Here is a 17,720-nt window from a genome sequence, read left to right as displayed (position 1 = left end):
GAAGAAATTAAGGGAAGAGAGCTTGAACTCGAAGGCCTGTTGCGACCTTAGGTACTCAGGCTTATGAGCAATATTCAATGCGGATCACCAATCTGTTTAAAACGGGCTCCTTAATGATTTATATAACCCAATATCGTTCTGTTTTATCGTCTTTTGAAGAACCATTTTGCAGAAATCTTACTGATTATTTACGGGCCGTAAACCGCGCTACTTTACAATTTCTGAAATCATGCGAGAATTTAACATCTCTCGTTTGACAACTATTTGCCCATAAGCAGTGCTAGTTAAAGTCTAAATAATTTTGAGTTTGGCCAGTTACCCCATATTGTCTCACACCCAGTAAAGATAGAAATTCCTTTTATTCGTTTTAGTAAAAAAGGTTAAACTTCATTTAAATAAGTTATGGAGTAAAACCGAATTATAAATAAATGAGTTTTTGTGAATAACAGAGAGACAGCACCATTCCATTACGTGTGGAGGGTGCTGTTTTTGGTAAATGATATTTTAAATTTGAACGATAAAATCCAGCTTTTAATTCCAAGTCGTATCATTCTTTTCATGGAATGTTACAAAAAAAACCCCTAGTAACATCAAATGTTAATAAATTCTAAATATAAAATCAATAGTAAATTAACATTCACATAGTTTAATAAAACTGTACAAAAGGAATCTACTAGGAGGATTATTAGATGATTAATAAAAAACTTGTGAAAAAAGGTGCTACATTAGCACTTGCTCTAGCTCTTGCAGTTCCAGCATTATCACCGACAGCGGTGAATGCTCAGAAAAATATAACAGTTGAGGCTGTTAAATTTAATGGAATGAAAGCACCATCTACTATTGAAGAAATGGTAAAAACTTATACAACCGCAACAGTTGATGTGAAATATAGCAATGGAAAAGTAAAAACATTTCCGTTGTCTTACAACTACCTATTTAAATCAGAAGATAAGGTAGCAACAGTTAAAGGGAAAAAAATCCCTGCAGGTACACCAATAGATGTAAAAGGAAATCCAATTAAGGATCCAAGCAGCGCAGACGGAAAATACTTTGTTTCCGATGCTCCGGATTCAAACAGCTTAATGATGCCTATTAATGGAAAACTATATATGGTTACACATTATGAATATCAAACCATTGATGCTACAGGTAAATCAGCATACGGTTTAGTTCCCGCCTCTATGTCTTTAACTGAGTTGGAACAGGACAAAAAAACAGGTGAATTGAAACCTGCAAAAGTAGAAAAAATTGATTTTTCAGCAGTAAATGGACTTTGGATTCCATGTAACGGATCATTATCTCCTTGGAATACACATTTAGGTTCTGAAGAGTATGAACCAGATGCACGACTTTTCTTAGATCCAACTTCGAAAGTAAGAAGTCAAGTTGAAACATTCTCTCAATTCTATTTTGGAGATAAAGCAAAGGCTAATCCTTATTTCTATGGATACACTCCTGAAATTACAGTAGAAAAGAACGGGAAAACATCAGTTGTAAAACATTATAGTACGGGACGCTTCTCTCATGAGTTAGCGAAAGTCATGCCTGATAACAAAACTGTTTTTTACGGGGATGATGGCGGTAATACAGGAATGTTTATGTATGTGGCCGACAAAGCAAAAGATTTATCGTCAGGTACATTATATGCAGCTAAATTTAAACAAATTGGTACTGAAAACGGTGGATCAGGAGATTTACAATGGATTAATTTAGGACATGCAACCGATAAAGAAGTGAAAGCTATTATTGATAGCGGCATTACATTCAATGATATTTTTGAAACTTCGGATGCGCCAAAAGAAGGTTTTACAGCTATTAAAACATACTCAAACGAAGGGAAAGTTGAGTATTTAAAACTTAAACCTGGCAAAGAAAAAGCAGCAGCCTTCCTAGAAACTCGCCGTTATGCTGCCATTCTTGGTGCGACTACAGAATTTAACAAAATGGAAGGTTTAGCACTAAATGAAAAGGATAAAAAAGTATATATCGCAATTTCCGATCAAAGTAAGTCTATGGAAAAAGATTCAACTGGAAAAGACCCAGCAGACCATATTCAACTAGCAAAAATTAAAGCTGGTGTAACTTATCAATTAGATTTACAAGGTAGTCAAAAGGATAGCGAAGGAAAGGCTATTCATAGCTCTTATGTAGCTCCATCAATGTCTGGATTAGTTGTTGGTGAAGATTTAAAACAAGCTGATTCATTTGGTAACACTGCAAATGTAGATAAAGTAGCCAATCCAGATAACTTAAGTTACTCTGAATCAATGAGAACTCTCTTTATTGGTGAAGATAGTGGAGCTCACACAAATAACTACGTATGGGCATATAACGTTGATACGAAAGAATTAGATCGTGTCTTATCTGTTCCAGTAGGAGCGGAAGCAACTGGATTATTTGCTGCTGATGACCGCAATGGATTCTCATACATTTTCAGTAATTTCCAGCATCCTGGTGATGAAGTAGATGCTAAGTCAATTACAGCTGTTAATAAAGATGAATTACTTAAAGCTGTTGACGAACAAATTGGTATTAATAAAACAGGTGGTATTGGTTATATCTCTGGTCTGCCTTCTTTAACAAACATGCCAGATTTCACTGCACCTGATGCTCCTAAAGTAGATAAAGTAACAACAAAATCTAAATCAGTTACAGGTACAACTGAAAAAGATGCTATTGTACAAGTTTATAACGGGAAAACATTATTAGGGGAAGCAAAAGCAAATTCAAAAGGGAAATTCACTGTGAAGATTGCAGCCCAAAATGCAGGCACAAGTCTAACTGTTGTAGCAAAAGACAAGGCTGGAAACAAAATTGAATCAACAGTCATAAAAGTTGCCTCTAAATAACAAACACTTACATTTATTGTGCAAATATAAAATGAAAAGGGCTGTCATAAAAGTGACTTTTGTGACAGCCCTCATTCTATCCCATGGTTTTCTATTCATTTACTTCTAGCAATCTCTCTTTCTTCCAGAGGGCCAATAAAGATAAATCTTTTGTAAGCGGCTAATAAGTAGCTTTTCATGCCTCATATTGTCCAAATTGCTCTACGACCTTCCATATCAAAAGCAAAGTGACAGCTACAATTATACCGAAACATAGATAGAAAAAAAGTAGCTGACGAATTCATCAGCTACCAATCTTATTATCTTATTTTTCAAGCTTCGTTAATGTTTTACCGCTCCAGCCAAAGATGACCGTCAAAATTGGTCCGAGTAGACAGAAGAAAGTGAAAGGTAGGTAAGTTGTTGTTGGAATATCTAGTACACTAGCAATGAATATACCACAAACACTCCATGGAACTAGAGGATTGACTACAGTACCTGCATCTTCCATAACACGGGATAAATTTTTAGGGGCAAGTCCTACTTTCTCAAACTGTGCTTTAAATGCTTCACCAGTAAGTAGGATGGATAAATACTGCTCACCAATTAATGTGTTAACACCAATCCCCGTAATAGCTGCTCCTGTAATAACAGAGCCAGCGCTTTTAAAGAGGCTCTCTACCTTTGCTAAAATACTTTGAATAATACCGAGCGTAAATAATAGACCGCCCATTGTTAATGCTAATAAGACTAAGGCAATTGTAAATAGCATACTGTTCATACCACCGCGGCTCAGTAACGCATCCACGTCTTTATTCCCCGTAGTAGATACATAGCCTTCAAAAAGCATTTTAAAGACATTTGATAGAGCAATTGGTTCTTGTATGTAGGCAAGTCCAACACCGATAACTGAGACGACTGCGAGTGTGATAAGTGCAGGCGCTTTATAAAAAGTCATAATAACAAGCACAACAATTGGCAATAATGTATACCAATGAATAAGTCCAGTTGACAGTAAACCCTCTTTAAATTGCTCAACTGTTTCAAATGAAGTATTTGCTTCTGTTGGTGATAATATTGCATAAAGGACGAATGAAATCAGGAAAGCTGGAATCGTTGTCCAACTCATATTTTTAATATGCTCGAAAAGATCGACGCCAACCGTACCAGATGCAAGATTGGTTGTATCCGATAGGGGAGACATTTTATCCCCAAAGAAAGCTCCCGATACAATTGCACCAGCCGTTATCGCCAAAGAAATGTCCATAGCACCGGCAATTCCCATAAAAGCAACGCCCACAGTCGCAACAGTAGTTAAAGAACTACCAACTGACACACCGACGATACTACAAATTAAAAATACGATTGCAAAGAAAAAGCTTGGTGTAACTGTTAAAAAGCCGTAGTAGATAAGTGTTGGAATTGTACCACCCATAATCCAACTCGAAATTAAAATACCAATAAAGAAGAAAATAAAAACTGCCCCAAGTCCAGCACTTGCACCAGCAATCATCCCAGCTTCAAGCTCCCGAAAAGGAACTTTTTTAAGTAAGCCATAGGCAATTAAAAGTGAAATGACAAGAACAATAGGTATATGGGGTGTCGCTTTTAAATACCCAATACTGAATGCCATCGTGGCAATAATTAAAAGTATAATAAAGCTTGCCTCGATAAATCGAGGGTTACTCTTTGCTTCAATTCGAAACATGCCAATCCTCCTAATAGTTACTTCTGCGCTTCAATGCGGTGAAGCCCAAAAGTATTATAGCACGCTAATAAATTTTGTCAATCCATTGATAAATATTGTCGAAAAATTCGGTAGGGTTTTTTAATGGGTACTAAAATAATCCCATGCATTTTTGACAATTAATGTACAAGTCATAATGATAAAAATAACACGCATCAATTTTGTCCCACGATTCAGCGCAAATTTTGACCCCATTATCGCACCGAAAATCATGACGAAGCCCATAGGAAGACTGTATAAAAAATTAACCTTTCCCAAAATTAAAAACATAGCAAGCGCGGATAAGTTCGACGTGAAATTAAAGGCTTTTGCATTACCCGCAGCCTGCAAGAAATCATTTCCCATCATTAATAAAAGGAAAATAAAAAGAACCAGTGCCAGGTCCGAAGAAACCATCGTAAAAGCCTATAGCAGCAAAAGCCCCAACAAAGGTAATTTTTTTAACAGTACTTAAAGTCCGCTCTTCGGGTTGCTGACCCCAATCTTTTTTGAAAACCGTATAAGCTGTTACTAGAACGAGCATAACAAGCATTAGAGGCTTTAAAATAGCTGGTGATACGAGATGCACAGTGTAAGCACTAATGAATGATTCAATAAAAATAAAAGGCATTATTTTCTTATTCTTTTTAACATCAACTTTGACAGCTCGTAAAAAAGTTAACATGCTAGTCCCGTTGCTAATTGTATTGGCTAGTTTGTTTGTAGCAATCGCTGTACTAGGGGGTAAACCAACAGCCAAAAGCGCTGGTAATGAAATTAATCCTCCGCCACCGACAATCGCATTTAACTTCTTTCAGCAGATGTCTTTTGTAGCGATAGCGAAGCTCCAGCTACAGGTGTTTTAAGTCACTTTCTAGCGGTGTCCAAACAACTGTTGAAAGAAGTTAAAGCCTCCAGCAGATGTCACGGAGTCGGAAAGGAGTGATTTGTGCAAGCACAAATCCGACTCTGGACGCAATTATGAGAGGCATAATTGATAAAAGATGCGATAAAGCCAAATACTAAAAGTATTACAAGTGATAGTAAATCGATGTCCATATGTATGATACTCACATCCTTATTAAGTTACACTTTTCTTATAAAAGTACTGCGAATTGTAATAAATAACAATGAAGGAATGTAAATATCGTTTACAATTCCTTAACATTCATAACGATAAAAAAATAGAAGGGAAAAAAGTTTTTTCAAGTATTTTTATAAAAATGAAAGAAAAAACGGTAATATTTGAAGAAAAATCGATAATTTTTGTTATTGAGTTTCCAAGGTTTTCAACTTGGAAAAGCACTTAAAAATAATTGTGGCTATTTTTATATTACATTTTTGTAAATTCAACTATTTTATGTTTAAAAATCTGTAGAAATATGTGAAAGTTTTGTTATGATGATTGCAGAAATCGACAATATTCATTCAACAGGAGGAACACGATGTTCAACTCAAACAAGCAAGATCCATTTTTCAAAGCATTATTAAACATTTCTAAAAATGTCAAAGAAGGTATTTACTATGCACATAATGCACGTATTGAAAATATAGATTCACTAAAAGAAATCGCAGACACAATGAAGCAATATGAAACAAGTGGAGATAAATTGATTCACGAACTTATCGTTATGCTAAATAAATCATTTATGACACCTATCGAGCGTGAAGATATTTTAGCACTTGCCAATAAATTAGATGATGTTATTGATGGTATGGAAGGCTGTATTGCTCATTTTGACATGTATAATTTAACAGAAGTTACAGAGCCGATGCGTCAATTTTTAACATATATTGCGAAAAGTACAGACGAAATGGTCCAGGCAATGGAGCTATTAAATAGTAAAAAACTTGTTGAAATGCGTAAACATGCAATTCAAATTAAGGACTATGAGCGTGAATGTGATGAAATTTTCCGCTCTTCTATGAAGCAATTATTTATTCAAGAAAAAGATCCAATGCGCATCATGGTGTTCAAGAGTATATATGAACAATTTGAAGATATTGCAGACTACTGCCAAACTGTAGCAAACACAATTGAAACAATAATTATGCGTAACGCGTAAGATGGAGTGTAAGAAATGGATACGATATTACTAATAACAATATTAGTCGTTATGTTCGCGCTTGTGTTCGATTTTATTAACGGCTTCCATGATACAGCCAACGCGATAGCAACTTCTGTATCAACAAGGGCATTGAGGCCACGTACAGCAGTATATATGGCTGCACTTATGAACTTCATCGGAGCTATTACATTCGTTGGGGTAGCGAAAGCATTAACAAAGGATATTGTTGACCCGTTCAGCTTAAATGCTTTTGATGGAGATATTACAGGTTCTGTCGTTATTTTAGCGGCATTATTATCAGCAATTACATGGAATTTAGTAACGTGGTACTTTGGAATTCCTTCTAGTTCATCACATACATTGATCGGTTCTGTGGCGGGTGCTGCAATTGCAGCGGCAGGTTTTAATGTATTAAACTATAGCGGCTTTATAAAAATTATTCAGGCACTTATTTTCTCGCCATTACTTGCGTTTGCAGCCGGTTTCTTAATGATGTCTTTATTTAAAGTGTTATTTAAAGATATGAACTTATATCGAACGAATAAAGGCTTCAGAACAATGCAAATTGGTACAGCAGCATTACAATCATTTACTCACGGTACAAACGATGCGCAAAAAGCGATGGGGATTATTACGCTCGCATTAATTGCTGGCGGCTTACATCACACAGATGACATTCCTTTCTGGGTACGTTTTGCAGCAGCATGTGCGATGGGTCTTGGTACATCTGTAGGTGGTTATAAAATCATCAAAACAGTTGGCGGCAAGATTATGAAAATCCGTCCAGTAAACGGGGTTGCAGCAGACCTTGCTTCTGCATCCATCATCTTCGGTGCAACACTAATTCACTTACCAGTATCTACAACGCATGTTATTTCTTCCTCTATCATGGGGGTAGGAACAGCGCATCGTGTAAAAGGTGTTAAATGGGGCATGGCACGTAAAATTATAACAACATGGGTTATCACCATGCCAATTTCCGCAGTCATGGCCGCAGCTATTTACTTTATATTAAGTTTATTTTTCTAACATATTGGGAGGAATGCACAAATTATGTGCATTCCTTTTTTTATTTGAATTGGATTTATCGTGGCAAAGAGACGATTGGAGCGATGGAAAGTCCGATCAGAACGACGGATAGGAAAGGCGAAGCGACGGAAAGCTCGAGCAGAACGACGGATGGAAAAGAAGGTGACGGAAAGACTGGACAGAACGACGGATAGGAAAGGCGAAGCGACGGAAAGTCCGAGCAGAACGACGGATTGAGAGGGAGAAGCGACGGATAATCCATGCAGAATGACGGATAGAAAAGAAGGCGACGGAAAGACTGGACAGAACGACGGATAGGAAAGGCGAAGCGACGGAAAGGCCGAGCAGAACGACGGATTGAGAGGGAGAAGCGACGGATAATCCATGCAGAACGATGGATGGAAAAGAAGGCGACGGAAAGACTGGTCAGAACGACGGATAGGAAAGGCGAAGCGACGGAAAGCTCGAGCAGAACGACGGATGGAAAAGAAGGCGACGGAAAGACTGGTCAGAACGACGGATAGGAAAGGCGAAGCGACGGAAAGTTCGAGCAGAACGATGGATGGAATAGAAGGCGACGGAAAGTCCGGTTAGAACGACGGATAGGAAAGGCGAAGCGACGGAAAGTTCGAGCAGAACGACGGATGGAGATGGAGAAGCGACGGATGTCCGAGCAGCGACGGATAGGAAAGGTGAAGCAACGGAAAGTTGGAGCAGAACGACGGATTGAGAGGGAGAAGCGACGGATAATCCATGCAGAACAATGGATGGAAAAGAAGGCGACGGAAAGACTGGACAGAACGACGGATAGGAACGGCGAAGCGGCGGAAAGCTCAAGCAGAACGACGGATGGAGAAGGAGAAGCGACGGATGTCCGAGCGGCGACGGAAAGTCCGGTTAGAACGACAGATAGAAAAGAAGGTGACGGAAAGACTGGACAGAACGACGGATAGGAAAGGCGAAGCGACGGAAAGCTCGAACAGAACGACGGATTGAGAGGGAGAAGCGACGGAAAGTTCATCCCAATTGACGGATAAAAATCGGAAAGTGACGGATAGCCAGATCTATGGTAATTATAAAGAAAGTATAAAGTTCAGAAAAAATGTCTTTTTACATAGTAAGGTTAGTACAGGAGGAAAACAGATGAAAGAAAAGCTATTACTGATTGAGGATGATACGGCGATTGGACGTATTGTGAAGGATACGCTTGAGCTGGAGGGTTACCAGATTACTTGGGCAACAACAGGACTTGAAGGGCTAGCGGATTTTCAAGCGGATACGTTCGATTTAGTGTTAGTCGATTGGATGTTACCTGAGATGGATGGTCTTACTGTTTGCCAAAATATTCGTTGGGAAAGTGATGTTCCTATTTTAATGATGAGTGCGCGTAAGGAAGAGTCAGATAAGGTTGAGGGTTTGCAGGGCGCTGACGATTATATAGCTAAACCGTTTAGCTTAGAGGAGTTAAAGGCACGTGTAGCCTCACACTTACGTCGCTGGAAACGTTATACGAAAAAAGAGATAACAGAAGATGTTACATCCTTTGCACACGGCTTAAAAATTGATTGGCAAAAGGAAACAGCGCGCCTTGATGATCAAGAGCTCGCCTTAACACAGAAGGAATTTGCTCTGTTAAAACTACTTGCGAAAAATCCAAGTCAAACCTTTTCAAAAGAAGAGCTCTATCAGCATATTTGGCAACAGGCAAGTGTAGATGACACACATACAGTTACAGTACATATAAAGGCGCTACGAGAAAAGCTAAAGGACCCAGTCAAAACCCCTTATTATATACAAACGGTTTGGGGGAAGGGCTATCGATTTATTGGTGAACCGCTATGAAAATAAAAACATGGTTACTCATCACTTTTTTCATTGTGATGGTTTTACCGATAACAGGTGCGTATAGCCTTTATGTATGGATTAATGCCTATTACCATGAAAAAAGCTTTGAAGAATATTTTGAAAAGCTGACTGAGCTTAATGATATAAAATCTGTTATAGGTAATCCTGAATTATATAAAAGAAATGCAAATTTAAAAGAAGTGAATACTTTTACGAATGATCAGCTAGCTATTACGCTTTATTCCAAAACGGGTATTGTTTTGTATTCCTCCAATCCGTTGACAACAAGATTTGCGTCGAAAGAACAGGTTTTTAAGAACCTATATGAACTAAAACAAAAGTACAACGCCTTTATGTATAAAGAACCGGTTTATCAAAACGGCGAATTGCTTGGAATTTATGAAATTCAACTAGTTCGGACGGACTGGAAACAGGGAGTAGAAAATCGTTCTTGGTTTGTAATGGTCGGAGTAATATTATTGTTTCTCCTAATTTATATGGCAGTTATATTGCTACTTAATCGCAAATTGAATCGACCACTGCAAGAACTGATGCGGCAAATGCGTGCTTTTGCAAAGGGGGAGCATGTGGAATCGGATTTAGTGGCAAGAAAAGATGAAATTGGTGAACTTGCTCAAACCTTTCTTGCCATGCAGGAAGAAATTGAAACTGCTCGTGCTCATTTAAAAGCTGAACAACAGCAGAAGGAGCTAATGATTGCAAGTATTTCGCATGATTTGAAAACACCTCTTACAGCTATTCAAGCATATGCGGAGTCTTTACAAAGCAAGGTGTTATCGGAAGAACTGCAGGACGAGTACCGTCAAATTATTTTAACAAAGTCTGAAACGATGAAGCAGATGTTAGAGGATTTACTAATGTACACTTTACTGCAATCTACAAGCTATAATTTAGATCTTATAGAAGTAGATGGGGCTGAGTTTTTTGAAATGGCACTATCTGATTATGAACAGCTAAGCAAGGATCATGGATTTATGCTTGAAGTTACTTGTGACATAGAGGGGATATATGCCGTTCATCCGAAGCAGCTTCAACGAGTGATCGACAATTTAATGAGTAATGCTTGGCGCTACGGGGCAGTAGGTACGACGATAGGCTTAGCAGCCGTAAGGGCAGGAAAGTGTCCAATATGGTGCTTTGATTTTGTATCGCCAGCACAGGAACAGCAAGATGGTATGTATATCATTGTGCAAAATAGCGGGCAAGGCGTAAAAAAAGAGGATATTGAGAAGTTATTTGAGCCCATGTACCAGGCAGATACGGCAAGAACAAAAGCCGGGGAGCGGGGAACTGGACTAGGTTTAAACATAGCAAGACAAATTATTGAAAAGCATGGTGGGACAGTAGAGCTCGTATCGAAAGAGGGCTATGGAACAGCTGTACTTTGCTGGTTGCCACCGTATAAAGGAGAGATTTCATAATGAATTGGAAAAAATCATTACGTGCAGCAGGTTTAATTGCAGCACTAACATTCAGCTTAGTTGGTTGTAATACAGAGGGATCATATTCACCACAGGAAATTATTGATCAAGCAATGCAGGAAACGAAAGAACCACTTACTTATTACGCTGAATACAAAATGGATATGGGTGACGTTGGTGGAAAAGCTCAAGTTAAGGAGTGGGCTAAAGATGGTAAACGACGAATAGAGACAACAGCTGAAAATGGTGAACATATCATCACAGTCAACAATGGTTCACAAGTCATTATATATGATGTTGTAAAAAACACTGTTAATAAAATGGATTTAGGCAAAGACGGTTTAGATGGATTCAAATCACCAAGAGATCAGGCAGAATTACTATTTAATCTAGTAAAGGATACACATGATGTGAAAATTGATGGAGAAGAAAAGATTGCTGGAAGAGATACGTATAAAATTGTAGCGAAAGCAAAAAAAGATGATACTTTAATAGGTGATATAGAAGTTTGGGTTGATAAAAAAACATGGGTAACGTTAAAAACAATAACGAATAGCGCTGGAAATAAAATGATAACAGAGTATACGAAAATGGATGAAAATGCAAAAATTGATGATGCAAAATTTACAATTGATATTCCAAAGGATGCAAAAGTGGAAGAAATAAATGGATCTGAATTAGTAAAACTGGATACAGTGAAAAACGAGCTTGGCGAATTTTTAATGGTGCCGGAAGAAAATGGACTAACTTTGGAGCAAATTTCATTAGATAAAGGGATAGAAAATCGTTCAGAGTATACCTTTAGTTATGCGAAGAATGGCCAAGAAGATATTTCAGTAACAGTTTTTAAAGCAAATAGTAAAGCTACAAAGGAAGAGCCTATTTTAGGTGAAAAAGAAATGGACATCCGAGGTCAAAAAGGTACTGTAATGGATGAGCAAAATTTCCGTTGTATTAGCTGGCAGGAAAATGGCTATCAATATAGCATTTTTCTTGCAAACTCTAAGCTAACAATCGAAGACCTTGTAGCATACGCAAAACAAATGACCATCGTTAAGTGAGGTGAATTGTATGAAGAGCAATGAATTTATTAAATGTCTCGCATTGTTTTTATTTAGCACAGTTTTTTTATACGGTATAGGTGAAACATATGGTGTCCCGTGGCTGCAATTTCATTTCTTCGGACAATACAATGACGGGGGTTTTTATTTCAGTTTTAGTTCTTTAACCCCTATACTTGGTGGCTTACTAATTGTTGCATTATATGAAACGAAAATTAAGCGACTTATTTAAAATAATGAGAAAATCCATTCTGAAAAAGAGTGGGTTTTCTTTTTTTAGGTGTTTTAGTAAAGTTTGTTGCTATTTAAAATAATAAAATTTGATTACATTAAATAGCAAACATTCTATAATATGAATGTGTTTATAAGGAGTGTTATGAATGAGACCTATTCTTACAAAAGAAATTAGTATTCAAGATTTTATGGATTATTATTGGTTGAAAGAAGAATTGCAAACATTTTGTAGAGATAATGGAATAAGCGCATCGGGTTCTAAAATAGAGATTTCAGATAGAATTGAAACATTTCTTAGGACAGGAAAGATAAAAAAACTACAGAGAAATTTAAAGGCTAATAATAAATCTCGAACTATCAGTGAGCTCAGCCTTGATACAGTCATTACGGAAAATCATCGATGTAGCCAAGATGTGAGAGCATTTTTCAAGACTGTAATTCCAAAGTTCCATTTTTCTACCTATATCCAAAACTACATTAAAAACAATATTGGAAAAACGTATCGTGATGTTGTAGATGCTTGGTATGAAGAAGAAAAACGCAAGAAAGACCCATCCCACCAGAAGAAAATTCCTCCTCAGTTTGAATACAATCAATTCATTCGTGACTTTTTTTCTGACTCAAATAACAAAGGAAAAAGTCGTGCAGAAGCGATTGAAGCTTGGAATAAAATTAAGAAACTCCCTGGAAGCAACAAATATATACCTGAAAATTAGACTTTTAATAGCTTTTAACATCTATACAATTAATTGATTTGATTTTTGGTATTTTCCATTCTAAAGCCAGCGAAACCAATACCTCATTGTGAAGTAGGACAGCAACAATCTTTAAGAAACATCCTTTTTTAAATTTTGAATGCTATAATATGTAAAAACTGCTAGGGGGAGCTATGTATGGAACAAGAGATAGTAGAAACAGAATATTTTACTTTGCATACTTTATGTGATGGTGTGTTTGCTGCCATTGCTAAACCAGGTCAAGGTGCTTGGAGTAATGCGGGAATAATTGATTTAGGTGACGAGCTTTTAGTTTTTGATTCGCTAAGTACTCCATCAGCGGGGGAAGAGTTAAGACGTCAAGCTGAAAGTTTAACGGGTAAGAAAGTAAAGTATCTGATTAACAGTCATTATCACGGGGATCACGTTTTTGGAAATCAAGTATTTTCAGATACAACGATTATTTCTACATATGTAACGGAGAGAATGTGCAAAGAAAAAAATAAGATTGAAGATTATGAGAAGGAAAAGCAAGACATGAATCATTATTTGCTTCAGCTAAAAAAACAAATCGATTCAACAGAGGATACCATAATAAAAGCGAGTTTGATCAATCAATATCAAGAAATGTCGAAAGTGTTGGAAGACTTATCTCAATTGCAAATTGTGTTACCATCCATGTTGTTTGAAGAAAAATTGACCATAACTGGTGCAGATAGAACTGTGGAATTATACTGTTTAGGCGGGGGACATTCGCCGAGCGATACATTTATGTACTTACCTAAAGAAAAAATAGCCTTTATGGGTGATATAGTGACAGAAGATCTACATGTACCGATCTATAACCCTGAAGATTTCTTGTCCATATTAAAGCGAGTTAAACAAATTGATATAAGTAAAATTGTACCTGGTCATGGTAATGTTTCAGATCTGGCTTTATGCGATACATTAATTGAATATTTATCTTTAATCACTTACCGCGCGAAAGAAGCTATTCAATACAAATTGTCACTGGAAGAATTTATCTCTGGATTTGATATACCTAAAGTGTATAGAGAATGGAAGGGTGTAAACGGTATTAAAGCTAACCTTACAACGATATACACTTACCTTCAAAAAACTAAAAAATCCACCTTTTAAAAAAGTGGATTTTTTAGCTTTGATGAAATACGGACAATAAAATCTGATTAATGATAAATTAGTATTGCAAATACAATAGCTAATTGTGTCCGTCCTACTGCATATAGAGCTATGACGGCTAAAGAGAATATTACAAATTCAAGCATAAAATGCATAGGTCCATTCAATGGAAAAGTTGCTTTAGGTGAACCAAACAAACTCCAAATAACTACGAACAAAGCCGGTGCCCCAATGCCAAGTAAAAGCTTGAAGAATATGCCCTTCCCAGTTTGTATACCCCAATACCCATAAGCCATTAACACACAAATTTCTAATAGAAAGCGAAGAACTAAATTCAACACCATGTTATTTCTCCAAAAATTGGTTTTTGAAAGGGTAAACATAAACGCTCTTAAAGTGAACAGAACTACTGATAAAAAAGCTCATCGCCGATATAACCACGAACATTTCGCTAAAAAAGTTAACAAAACCTCCGATAGGATCGCAAATTCTACCTTAAGCTATTTGTTGTAAATGAGTTTTATTAAAGGCTTCTTCATATTTTAATCCATAGCCTAGTGCACGATCTAAAAAGATATGGGCAAGCCAAATTATAGAGACCATTAGTAGCGGTGTCGATACAGTGACAAAGCCTAAAATCAAGAGAATGGCTGGCATAACTAAACTATGGCCAATATTGTAAAATATTGCGCCAACTTTTGTGTTTACTACGTAGCCTAACATGCTTATATCAGGTAGTAATAAAAACAATACAAAATATAGGAACGAAAAATCAAAATGCCAATAGAAAAATATACTTACTAAAAATGCTATTAAGTATTCAAATGAGATAATTTTACGTAGTTTCATGATGACCACTTCCTTCTTGTAATTTATTAAACATATCCTCGATAAGTGAGCCGATGACCAACTTATTTTCTTCGTATTTTCCTTCAGCCATTAATGTTCGAGTAAGCTGTAAGGATTGTAGTGCTTGCTGATAAAAAATTAACTGATGTTCAATGTGGGTGATTTTAGCTGAGAATAGTTGTACTGTTTTTTGATTGCAGGCATCTGAAGTTGGCTTTTGCTCTAGTGTCAAAAGCTGATTGATTTCTTGTAATGTAAAGCCAAGCTGTCTTAGTACTAAAATAAATTTTATTGTATGTTCACAAGTGACATCATACACTCGATAGCCATTATCCTGTTTATTTGGGTGTAGTAACCCTTCTTTTTCATAGTAACGAACGGTATCAGTAGATAAATTATACTTAGCTGCGAATTGTTTGATAAGCATGTGAGCACCTCCTGAATTAATCCTAACATTGGAGTATGCTCCAAGGTCAATGCTATTTTAAATTCTTTCAGTAGGTGTTTGGACACCCACTAAAATAGAGGAACTCAGTCTAAGAACGCCACGTCCTGTGGCAATGACTGAGTGACCAACATCATGCTGTGTTGCCGCTGCCGCTACTCTTTCGCGCAAAAAACATCTGTTGGCCCAAAGCCTCCGGCGGATGTCACGGAATCGGAAAGGAGTTCACATAGGATGTTAGCCTAAAATCATCGCATCCATGCGATAACGGCTAACTGACCTGCGTCATGCCGCTGACGCTAGCTTTTGCGCAAAAAACATCTGCCGGCCTATGCACAAAGCCGATTTCGGACGCAATTATGCTGAGGCATAATTGATATTTATTTTTTTGAAATTAAGTGAAACGGTCATTAATTAGCAGTCGTTTATAGTGTAAGAGGGGGAGGTGAACGGCATACTTGAAAAAATTATGGATGAACATGCAGAGCATTTATTGCGTCTCGCCTATTTTTACGTGAAAAATAGACACGCGGCAGAGGATATCGTGCAGGAGGTTTTTATAAAATTTTCGCAGCAAGGCTATGAGGAACGTGGAAAGCTCCGTGCTTATTTATCTAGGTTAACAATTAATAGAAGCAAAGATTATTTAAAAAGCTGGCATTATAAAAAAATAATTTTACAAGAAAAAATATTTCCAGTGAAGGCTAACATACAGCGCGATACATTGGTTGAATCGGAGGAAAGATCGCATATTGGGGAAGCTATTTTAAAGCTTCCATTAACATATAGAGAGCCAATCATCCTTTATTATTATGAAGAAATGAAGATTGCCGAAATAGCACAAGTTCTAGGAATTGTAGAAAACACTGTGAAAACAAGGTTAAAAAGGGCGAGAGAAGCCTTAAAGTCTCATTTTAAGCAAGAGGAATGGGAGGTGCTTGGACATGAATGAATGGCAAAGGGAATTGATGAAAGTAGCAGGGGATATGGAAGAGAGTAAAGAGCGTGTCAAAAAACGTGTCTTACAGCAGCAAGTTATCAAAGCTAAAAAGCCCATTCTTTTCACGCTTTTAACGGCAATTGTGACGTTTTGCTTAGCTGGATTTGTCTTGGTACAGCTACTAAATAAGGAAACGAAACAATCTTCTAACGTATTTAATGAAACACAACTTACTCATTTTGAAAAAATCATACGCATCAATTGGGGTAAACAAGACGAGGGATTTTACACAAAAGAGGCGTTCGAACGCTATAAGAACGTAGTTGCCATTTATTATTATGCGAAGTCACTTGGTCTTCATTATTCTGAGGAAGAGCTAAAAGCTGTGAGAAATGAGCATTATGAAGATCTTGTTAGGATACAAAAAGTACCTGAATATGCTGATCTTTTTAAAGAAGAGGGAGTCGAAAAATATTTTAAGAAGTATTTGGAGCCGTTGTTACCTATGTATACAGCTAAAAAAAAGCTTGAAACCTTTTATCTTGAAAAATACCCCACTTTTCCGAAAGGTATAGTACAAGAAATAGCCGCTCAAGATGCTCTTCGTTATTTTGATAAACATTTTGTAGAGCAGGCAAAAACTTTTGAAGAGCAAAATGGCATCAAGAATTATTATAGTAGCTCACAAGGAATTATTTATTTGGGAACAGTTATAAAAATAGAGGTAGAATCCAATGCTTTTCTATTTGTTGAAGGTGTTATTCCGAAGGACTTAGAAAACCTTTCCCAAGAGCAAATCGTGAAAAAGTACCCAAAAGCTACTTGGTATCCGGTTTTGGATGATTTGCCTGTAAAGCAAGGAGATTATGTCAGAATAGAATCAAATAGTAACCAGTCAATTGATGAAAATGGAATTGTCACACACTACGGTGTATTAAACAATGTGGAAATTAGTGAACCAACAGTTACTACTAAGCTCAACATTCAAAATGAACAGGAAGTTATGCAATTCTTTCGAAAAACAGAGTGGCAGCCTGCCGGAGATATGGGAACCCCTCCAGATTATTCATTTATGCTAGAAGGAGTTCGTATAGATGTCTGGCTAAGTTATGGTCAATCACTTTATTTGAATAAAGTAGGTTACGGTACTGTACATCTTAGTCAAAAAAGATCAGAAGAGCTAAAGAAGATAGTAGGTATTAAATAATCGTAAACAGACAAACCTTTTTTCTTGCCCACTTGAAATGAAAATCAGCCTTAAATGGTTTATGAATATAAGGTTGTTGATTAAAGTGAAGGTTAGGCGACTCCAATAGGAATCACGGCGACAAAGATGTGTGATAACGCTTTTGTGGCTTGTCCAAGGGCTCATTGGACGCTACAAGGAAAGCAATCA

At 37.0% G+C, this 17,720-nt stretch carries 19 protein-coding genes and 1 pseudogene; 14 read left to right on the top strand and 6 right to left on the bottom strand.

From position 1 onward, the window contains the following. The first annotated feature begins 689 nt into the window (after positions 1–689). Positions 690–2,849 carry an alkaline phosphatase PhoX gene (locus JNUCC51_RS02590; RefSeq protein ID WP_337990699.1) on the top strand — a complete coding sequence of 720 codons (2,160 nt, stop codon included), beginning with the start codon at positions 690–692 and terminating at the stop codon, positions 2,847–2,849. Between the two features lie 304 nt (positions 2,850–3,153). Here the strand turns inward: JNUCC51_RS02590 and nhaC are convergent, their stop codons facing one another. Further along, positions 3,154–4,536, bottom strand: a complete 1,383-nt coding sequence (gene nhaC, locus JNUCC51_RS02585; protein ID WP_337990698.1) for a Na+/H+ antiporter NhaC — start codon at positions 4,534–4,536, stop codon at positions 3,154–3,156. A gap of 120 nt (positions 4,537–4,656) precedes the next feature. Beyond that, positions 4,657–5,314: pseudogene (locus JNUCC51_RS02580) on the bottom strand (sulfite exporter TauE/SafE family protein). A gap of 685 nt (positions 5,315–5,999) precedes the next feature. Here JNUCC51_RS02580 and JNUCC51_RS02575 point away from each other — a divergent pair. The 11 genes from JNUCC51_RS02575 (at position 6,000) to JNUCC51_RS02525 (ending at position 14,090) form a co-directional block, all read left to right on the top strand. Next, positions 6,000–6,620, top strand: a complete 621-nt coding sequence (locus JNUCC51_RS02575; protein ID WP_049666165.1) for a DUF47 domain-containing protein — start codon at positions 6,000–6,002, stop codon at positions 6,618–6,620. 15 nt (positions 6,621–6,635) lie between these two features. Then, positions 6,636–7,652 carry an inorganic phosphate transporter gene (locus JNUCC51_RS02570; RefSeq protein WP_337990697.1) on the top strand — a complete coding sequence of 339 codons (1,017 nt, stop codon included), beginning with the start codon at positions 6,636–6,638 and terminating at the stop codon, positions 7,650–7,652. Between the two features lie 60 nt (positions 7,653–7,712). Continuing rightward, complete coding sequence (locus JNUCC51_RS02565) at positions 7,713–7,889, top strand: hypothetical protein (RefSeq protein WP_337990696.1); 177 nt, start codon at positions 7,713–7,715, stop codon at positions 7,887–7,889. Positions 7,890–8,036: 147 nt separating this feature from the next. Further along, positions 8,037–8,246 carry a hypothetical protein gene (locus JNUCC51_RS02560; RefSeq protein ID WP_337990695.1) on the top strand — a complete coding sequence of 70 codons (210 nt, stop codon included), beginning with the start codon at positions 8,037–8,039 and terminating at the stop codon, positions 8,244–8,246. A 50-nt stretch (positions 8,247–8,296) separates the two neighbouring features. Further along, complete coding sequence (locus JNUCC51_RS02555; RefSeq protein ID WP_337990694.1) at positions 8,297–8,605, top strand: hypothetical protein; 309 nt, start codon at positions 8,297–8,299, stop codon at positions 8,603–8,605. Positions 8,606–8,795: 190 nt separating this feature from the next. After that, the gene (locus JNUCC51_RS02550; RefSeq protein ID WP_337990693.1) at positions 8,796–9,494 is read left to right on the top strand and encodes a response regulator transcription factor; all 699 of its coding nucleotides are present in this window, start codon (positions 8,796–8,798) and stop codon (positions 9,492–9,494) included. Beyond that, entirely contained in the window at positions 9,491–10,939 is a 1,449-nt protein-coding gene (locus tag JNUCC51_RS02545) for a HAMP domain-containing sensor histidine kinase (protein ID WP_337990692.1), read from the top strand. Before JNUCC51_RS02550 ends, JNUCC51_RS02545 begins: the two co-directional genes overlap by 4 nt. Then, entirely contained in the window at positions 10,939–12,000 is a 1,062-nt protein-coding gene (locus tag JNUCC51_RS02540; protein WP_337990691.1) for a LolA family protein, read from the top strand. Before JNUCC51_RS02545 ends, JNUCC51_RS02540 begins: the two co-directional genes overlap by 1 nt. A gap of 10 nt (positions 12,001–12,010) precedes the next feature. Continuing rightward, entirely contained in the window at positions 12,011–12,232 is a 222-nt protein-coding gene (locus tag JNUCC51_RS02535) for a hypothetical protein (protein WP_100544391.1), read from the top strand. Between the two features lie 148 nt (positions 12,233–12,380). After that, on the top strand, positions 12,381–12,950 hold the full coding sequence (locus tag JNUCC51_RS02530) for a DUF6434 domain-containing protein (RefSeq protein ID WP_337990690.1): 570 nt from the start codon (positions 12,381–12,383) through the stop codon (positions 12,948–12,950). 177 nt (positions 12,951–13,127) lie between these two features. After that, a complete protein-coding gene (locus JNUCC51_RS02525; protein ID WP_337990689.1) occupies positions 13,128–14,090 on the top strand; it encodes an MBL fold metallo-hydrolase in 963 nt (320 codons plus the stop codon). Between the two features lie 47 nt (positions 14,091–14,137). On the opposite strand, the gene JNUCC51_RS02520 is transcribed toward JNUCC51_RS02525, so the two are convergent. The 4 genes from JNUCC51_RS02520 to JNUCC51_RS02505 form a co-directional block, all read right to left on the bottom strand. Next, on the bottom strand, positions 14,138–14,434 hold the full coding sequence (locus tag JNUCC51_RS02520) for a YrdB family protein (RefSeq protein ID WP_337990688.1): 297 nt from the start codon (positions 14,432–14,434) through the stop codon (positions 14,138–14,140). Positions 14,435–14,585: 151 nt separating this feature from the next. Further along, positions 14,586–14,939, bottom strand: a complete 354-nt coding sequence (locus JNUCC51_RS02515; RefSeq protein WP_337990687.1) for a DUF4260 domain-containing protein — start codon at positions 14,937–14,939, stop codon at positions 14,586–14,588. Then, the gene (locus JNUCC51_RS02510) at positions 14,926–15,366 is read right to left on the bottom strand and encodes a MerR family transcriptional regulator (protein ID WP_337990686.1); all 441 of its coding nucleotides are present in this window, start codon (positions 15,364–15,366) and stop codon (positions 14,926–14,928) included. The genes JNUCC51_RS02515 and JNUCC51_RS02510 overlap by 14 nt, the downstream gene beginning before the upstream one ends. A 57-nt stretch (positions 15,367–15,423) precedes the next feature. Then, on the bottom strand, positions 15,424–15,555 hold the full coding sequence (locus JNUCC51_RS02505) for a hypothetical protein (protein ID WP_337990685.1): 132 nt from the start codon (positions 15,553–15,555) through the stop codon (positions 15,424–15,426). A 274-nt stretch (positions 15,556–15,829) separates the two neighbouring features. On the opposite strand from JNUCC51_RS02505, the gene JNUCC51_RS02500 reads away from it, so the two are divergent. Further along, positions 15,830–16,336, top strand: coding sequence for a sigma-70 family RNA polymerase sigma factor (locus JNUCC51_RS02500; RefSeq protein ID WP_337990684.1), 507 nt, complete (start codon positions 15,830–15,832; stop codon positions 16,334–16,336). Beyond that, positions 16,329–17,531 (top strand): hypothetical protein, encoded by a 1,203-nt coding sequence (locus tag JNUCC51_RS02495; protein WP_337990683.1) that lies wholly within the window; start codon positions 16,329–16,331, stop codon positions 17,529–17,531. The genes JNUCC51_RS02500 and JNUCC51_RS02495 overlap by 8 nt, the downstream gene beginning before the upstream one ends. Positions 17,532–17,720 lie beyond the last annotated feature (189 nt).

The sequence above is a fragment of the Lysinibacillus sp. JNUCC 51 genome, assembly GCF_015999525.1.
GTDB lineage: Bacteria > Bacillota > Bacilli > Bacillales_A > Planococcaceae > Lysinibacillus > Lysinibacillus xylanilyticus.
The sequence above is the reverse complement of the archived record's forward strand: the minus strand, read 5'-3'. Positions and strand labels throughout refer to the sequence as shown.

Bases quoted from the DNA above. Each gene is read 5' to 3' on its own strand.
- JNUCC51_RS02550 (WP_337990693.1), top strand. From the start codon at position 8,796: ATGAAAGAAAAGCTATTACTGATTGAGGATGATACGGCGATTGGACGT.
- JNUCC51_RS02535 (WP_100544391.1), top strand. From the start codon at position 12,011: ATGAAGAGCAATGAATTTATTAAATGTCTCGCATTGTTTTTATTTAGC.
- JNUCC51_RS02590 (WP_337990699.1), top strand. From the start codon at position 690: ATGATTAATAAAAAACTTGTGAAAAAAGGTGCTACATTAGCACTTGCT.
- JNUCC51_RS02515 (WP_337990687.1), bottom strand. From the start codon at position 14,939: ATGAAACTACGTAAAATTATCTCATTTGAATACTTAATAGCATTTTTA.
- nhaC (WP_337990698.1), bottom strand. From the start codon at position 4,536: ATGTTTCGAATTGAAGCAAAGAGTAACCCTCGATTTATCGAGGCAAGC.
- JNUCC51_RS02555 (WP_337990694.1), top strand. From the start codon at position 8,297: ATGGAGATGGAGAAGCGACGGATGTCCGAGCAGCGACGGATAGGAAAG.
- JNUCC51_RS02510 (WP_337990686.1), bottom strand. From the start codon at position 15,366: ATGCTTATCAAACAATTCGCAGCTAAGTATAATTTATCTACTGATACC.
- JNUCC51_RS02495 (WP_337990683.1), top strand. From the start codon at position 16,329: ATGAATGAATGGCAAAGGGAATTGATGAAAGTAGCAGGGGATATGGAA.
- JNUCC51_RS02540 (WP_337990691.1), top strand. From the start codon at position 10,939: ATGAATTGGAAAAAATCATTACGTGCAGCAGGTTTAATTGCAGCACTA.
- JNUCC51_RS02570 (WP_337990697.1), top strand. From the start codon at position 6,636: ATGGATACGATATTACTAATAACAATATTAGTCGTTATGTTCGCGCTT.
- JNUCC51_RS02560 (WP_337990695.1), top strand. From the start codon at position 8,037: ATGCAGAACGATGGATGGAAAAGAAGGCGACGGAAAGACTGGTCAGAA.
- JNUCC51_RS02530 (WP_337990690.1), top strand. From the start codon at position 12,381: ATGAGACCTATTCTTACAAAAGAAATTAGTATTCAAGATTTTATGGAT.
- JNUCC51_RS02525 (WP_337990689.1), top strand. From the start codon at position 13,128: ATGGAACAAGAGATAGTAGAAACAGAATATTTTACTTTGCATACTTTA.
- JNUCC51_RS02520 (WP_337990688.1), bottom strand. From the start codon at position 14,434: ATGGTGTTGAATTTAGTTCTTCGCTTTCTATTAGAAATTTGTGTGTTA.
- JNUCC51_RS02575 (WP_049666165.1), top strand. From the start codon at position 6,000: ATGTTCAACTCAAACAAGCAAGATCCATTTTTCAAAGCATTATTAAAC.
- JNUCC51_RS02545 (WP_337990692.1), top strand. From the start codon at position 9,491: ATGAAAATAAAAACATGGTTACTCATCACTTTTTTCATTGTGATGGTT.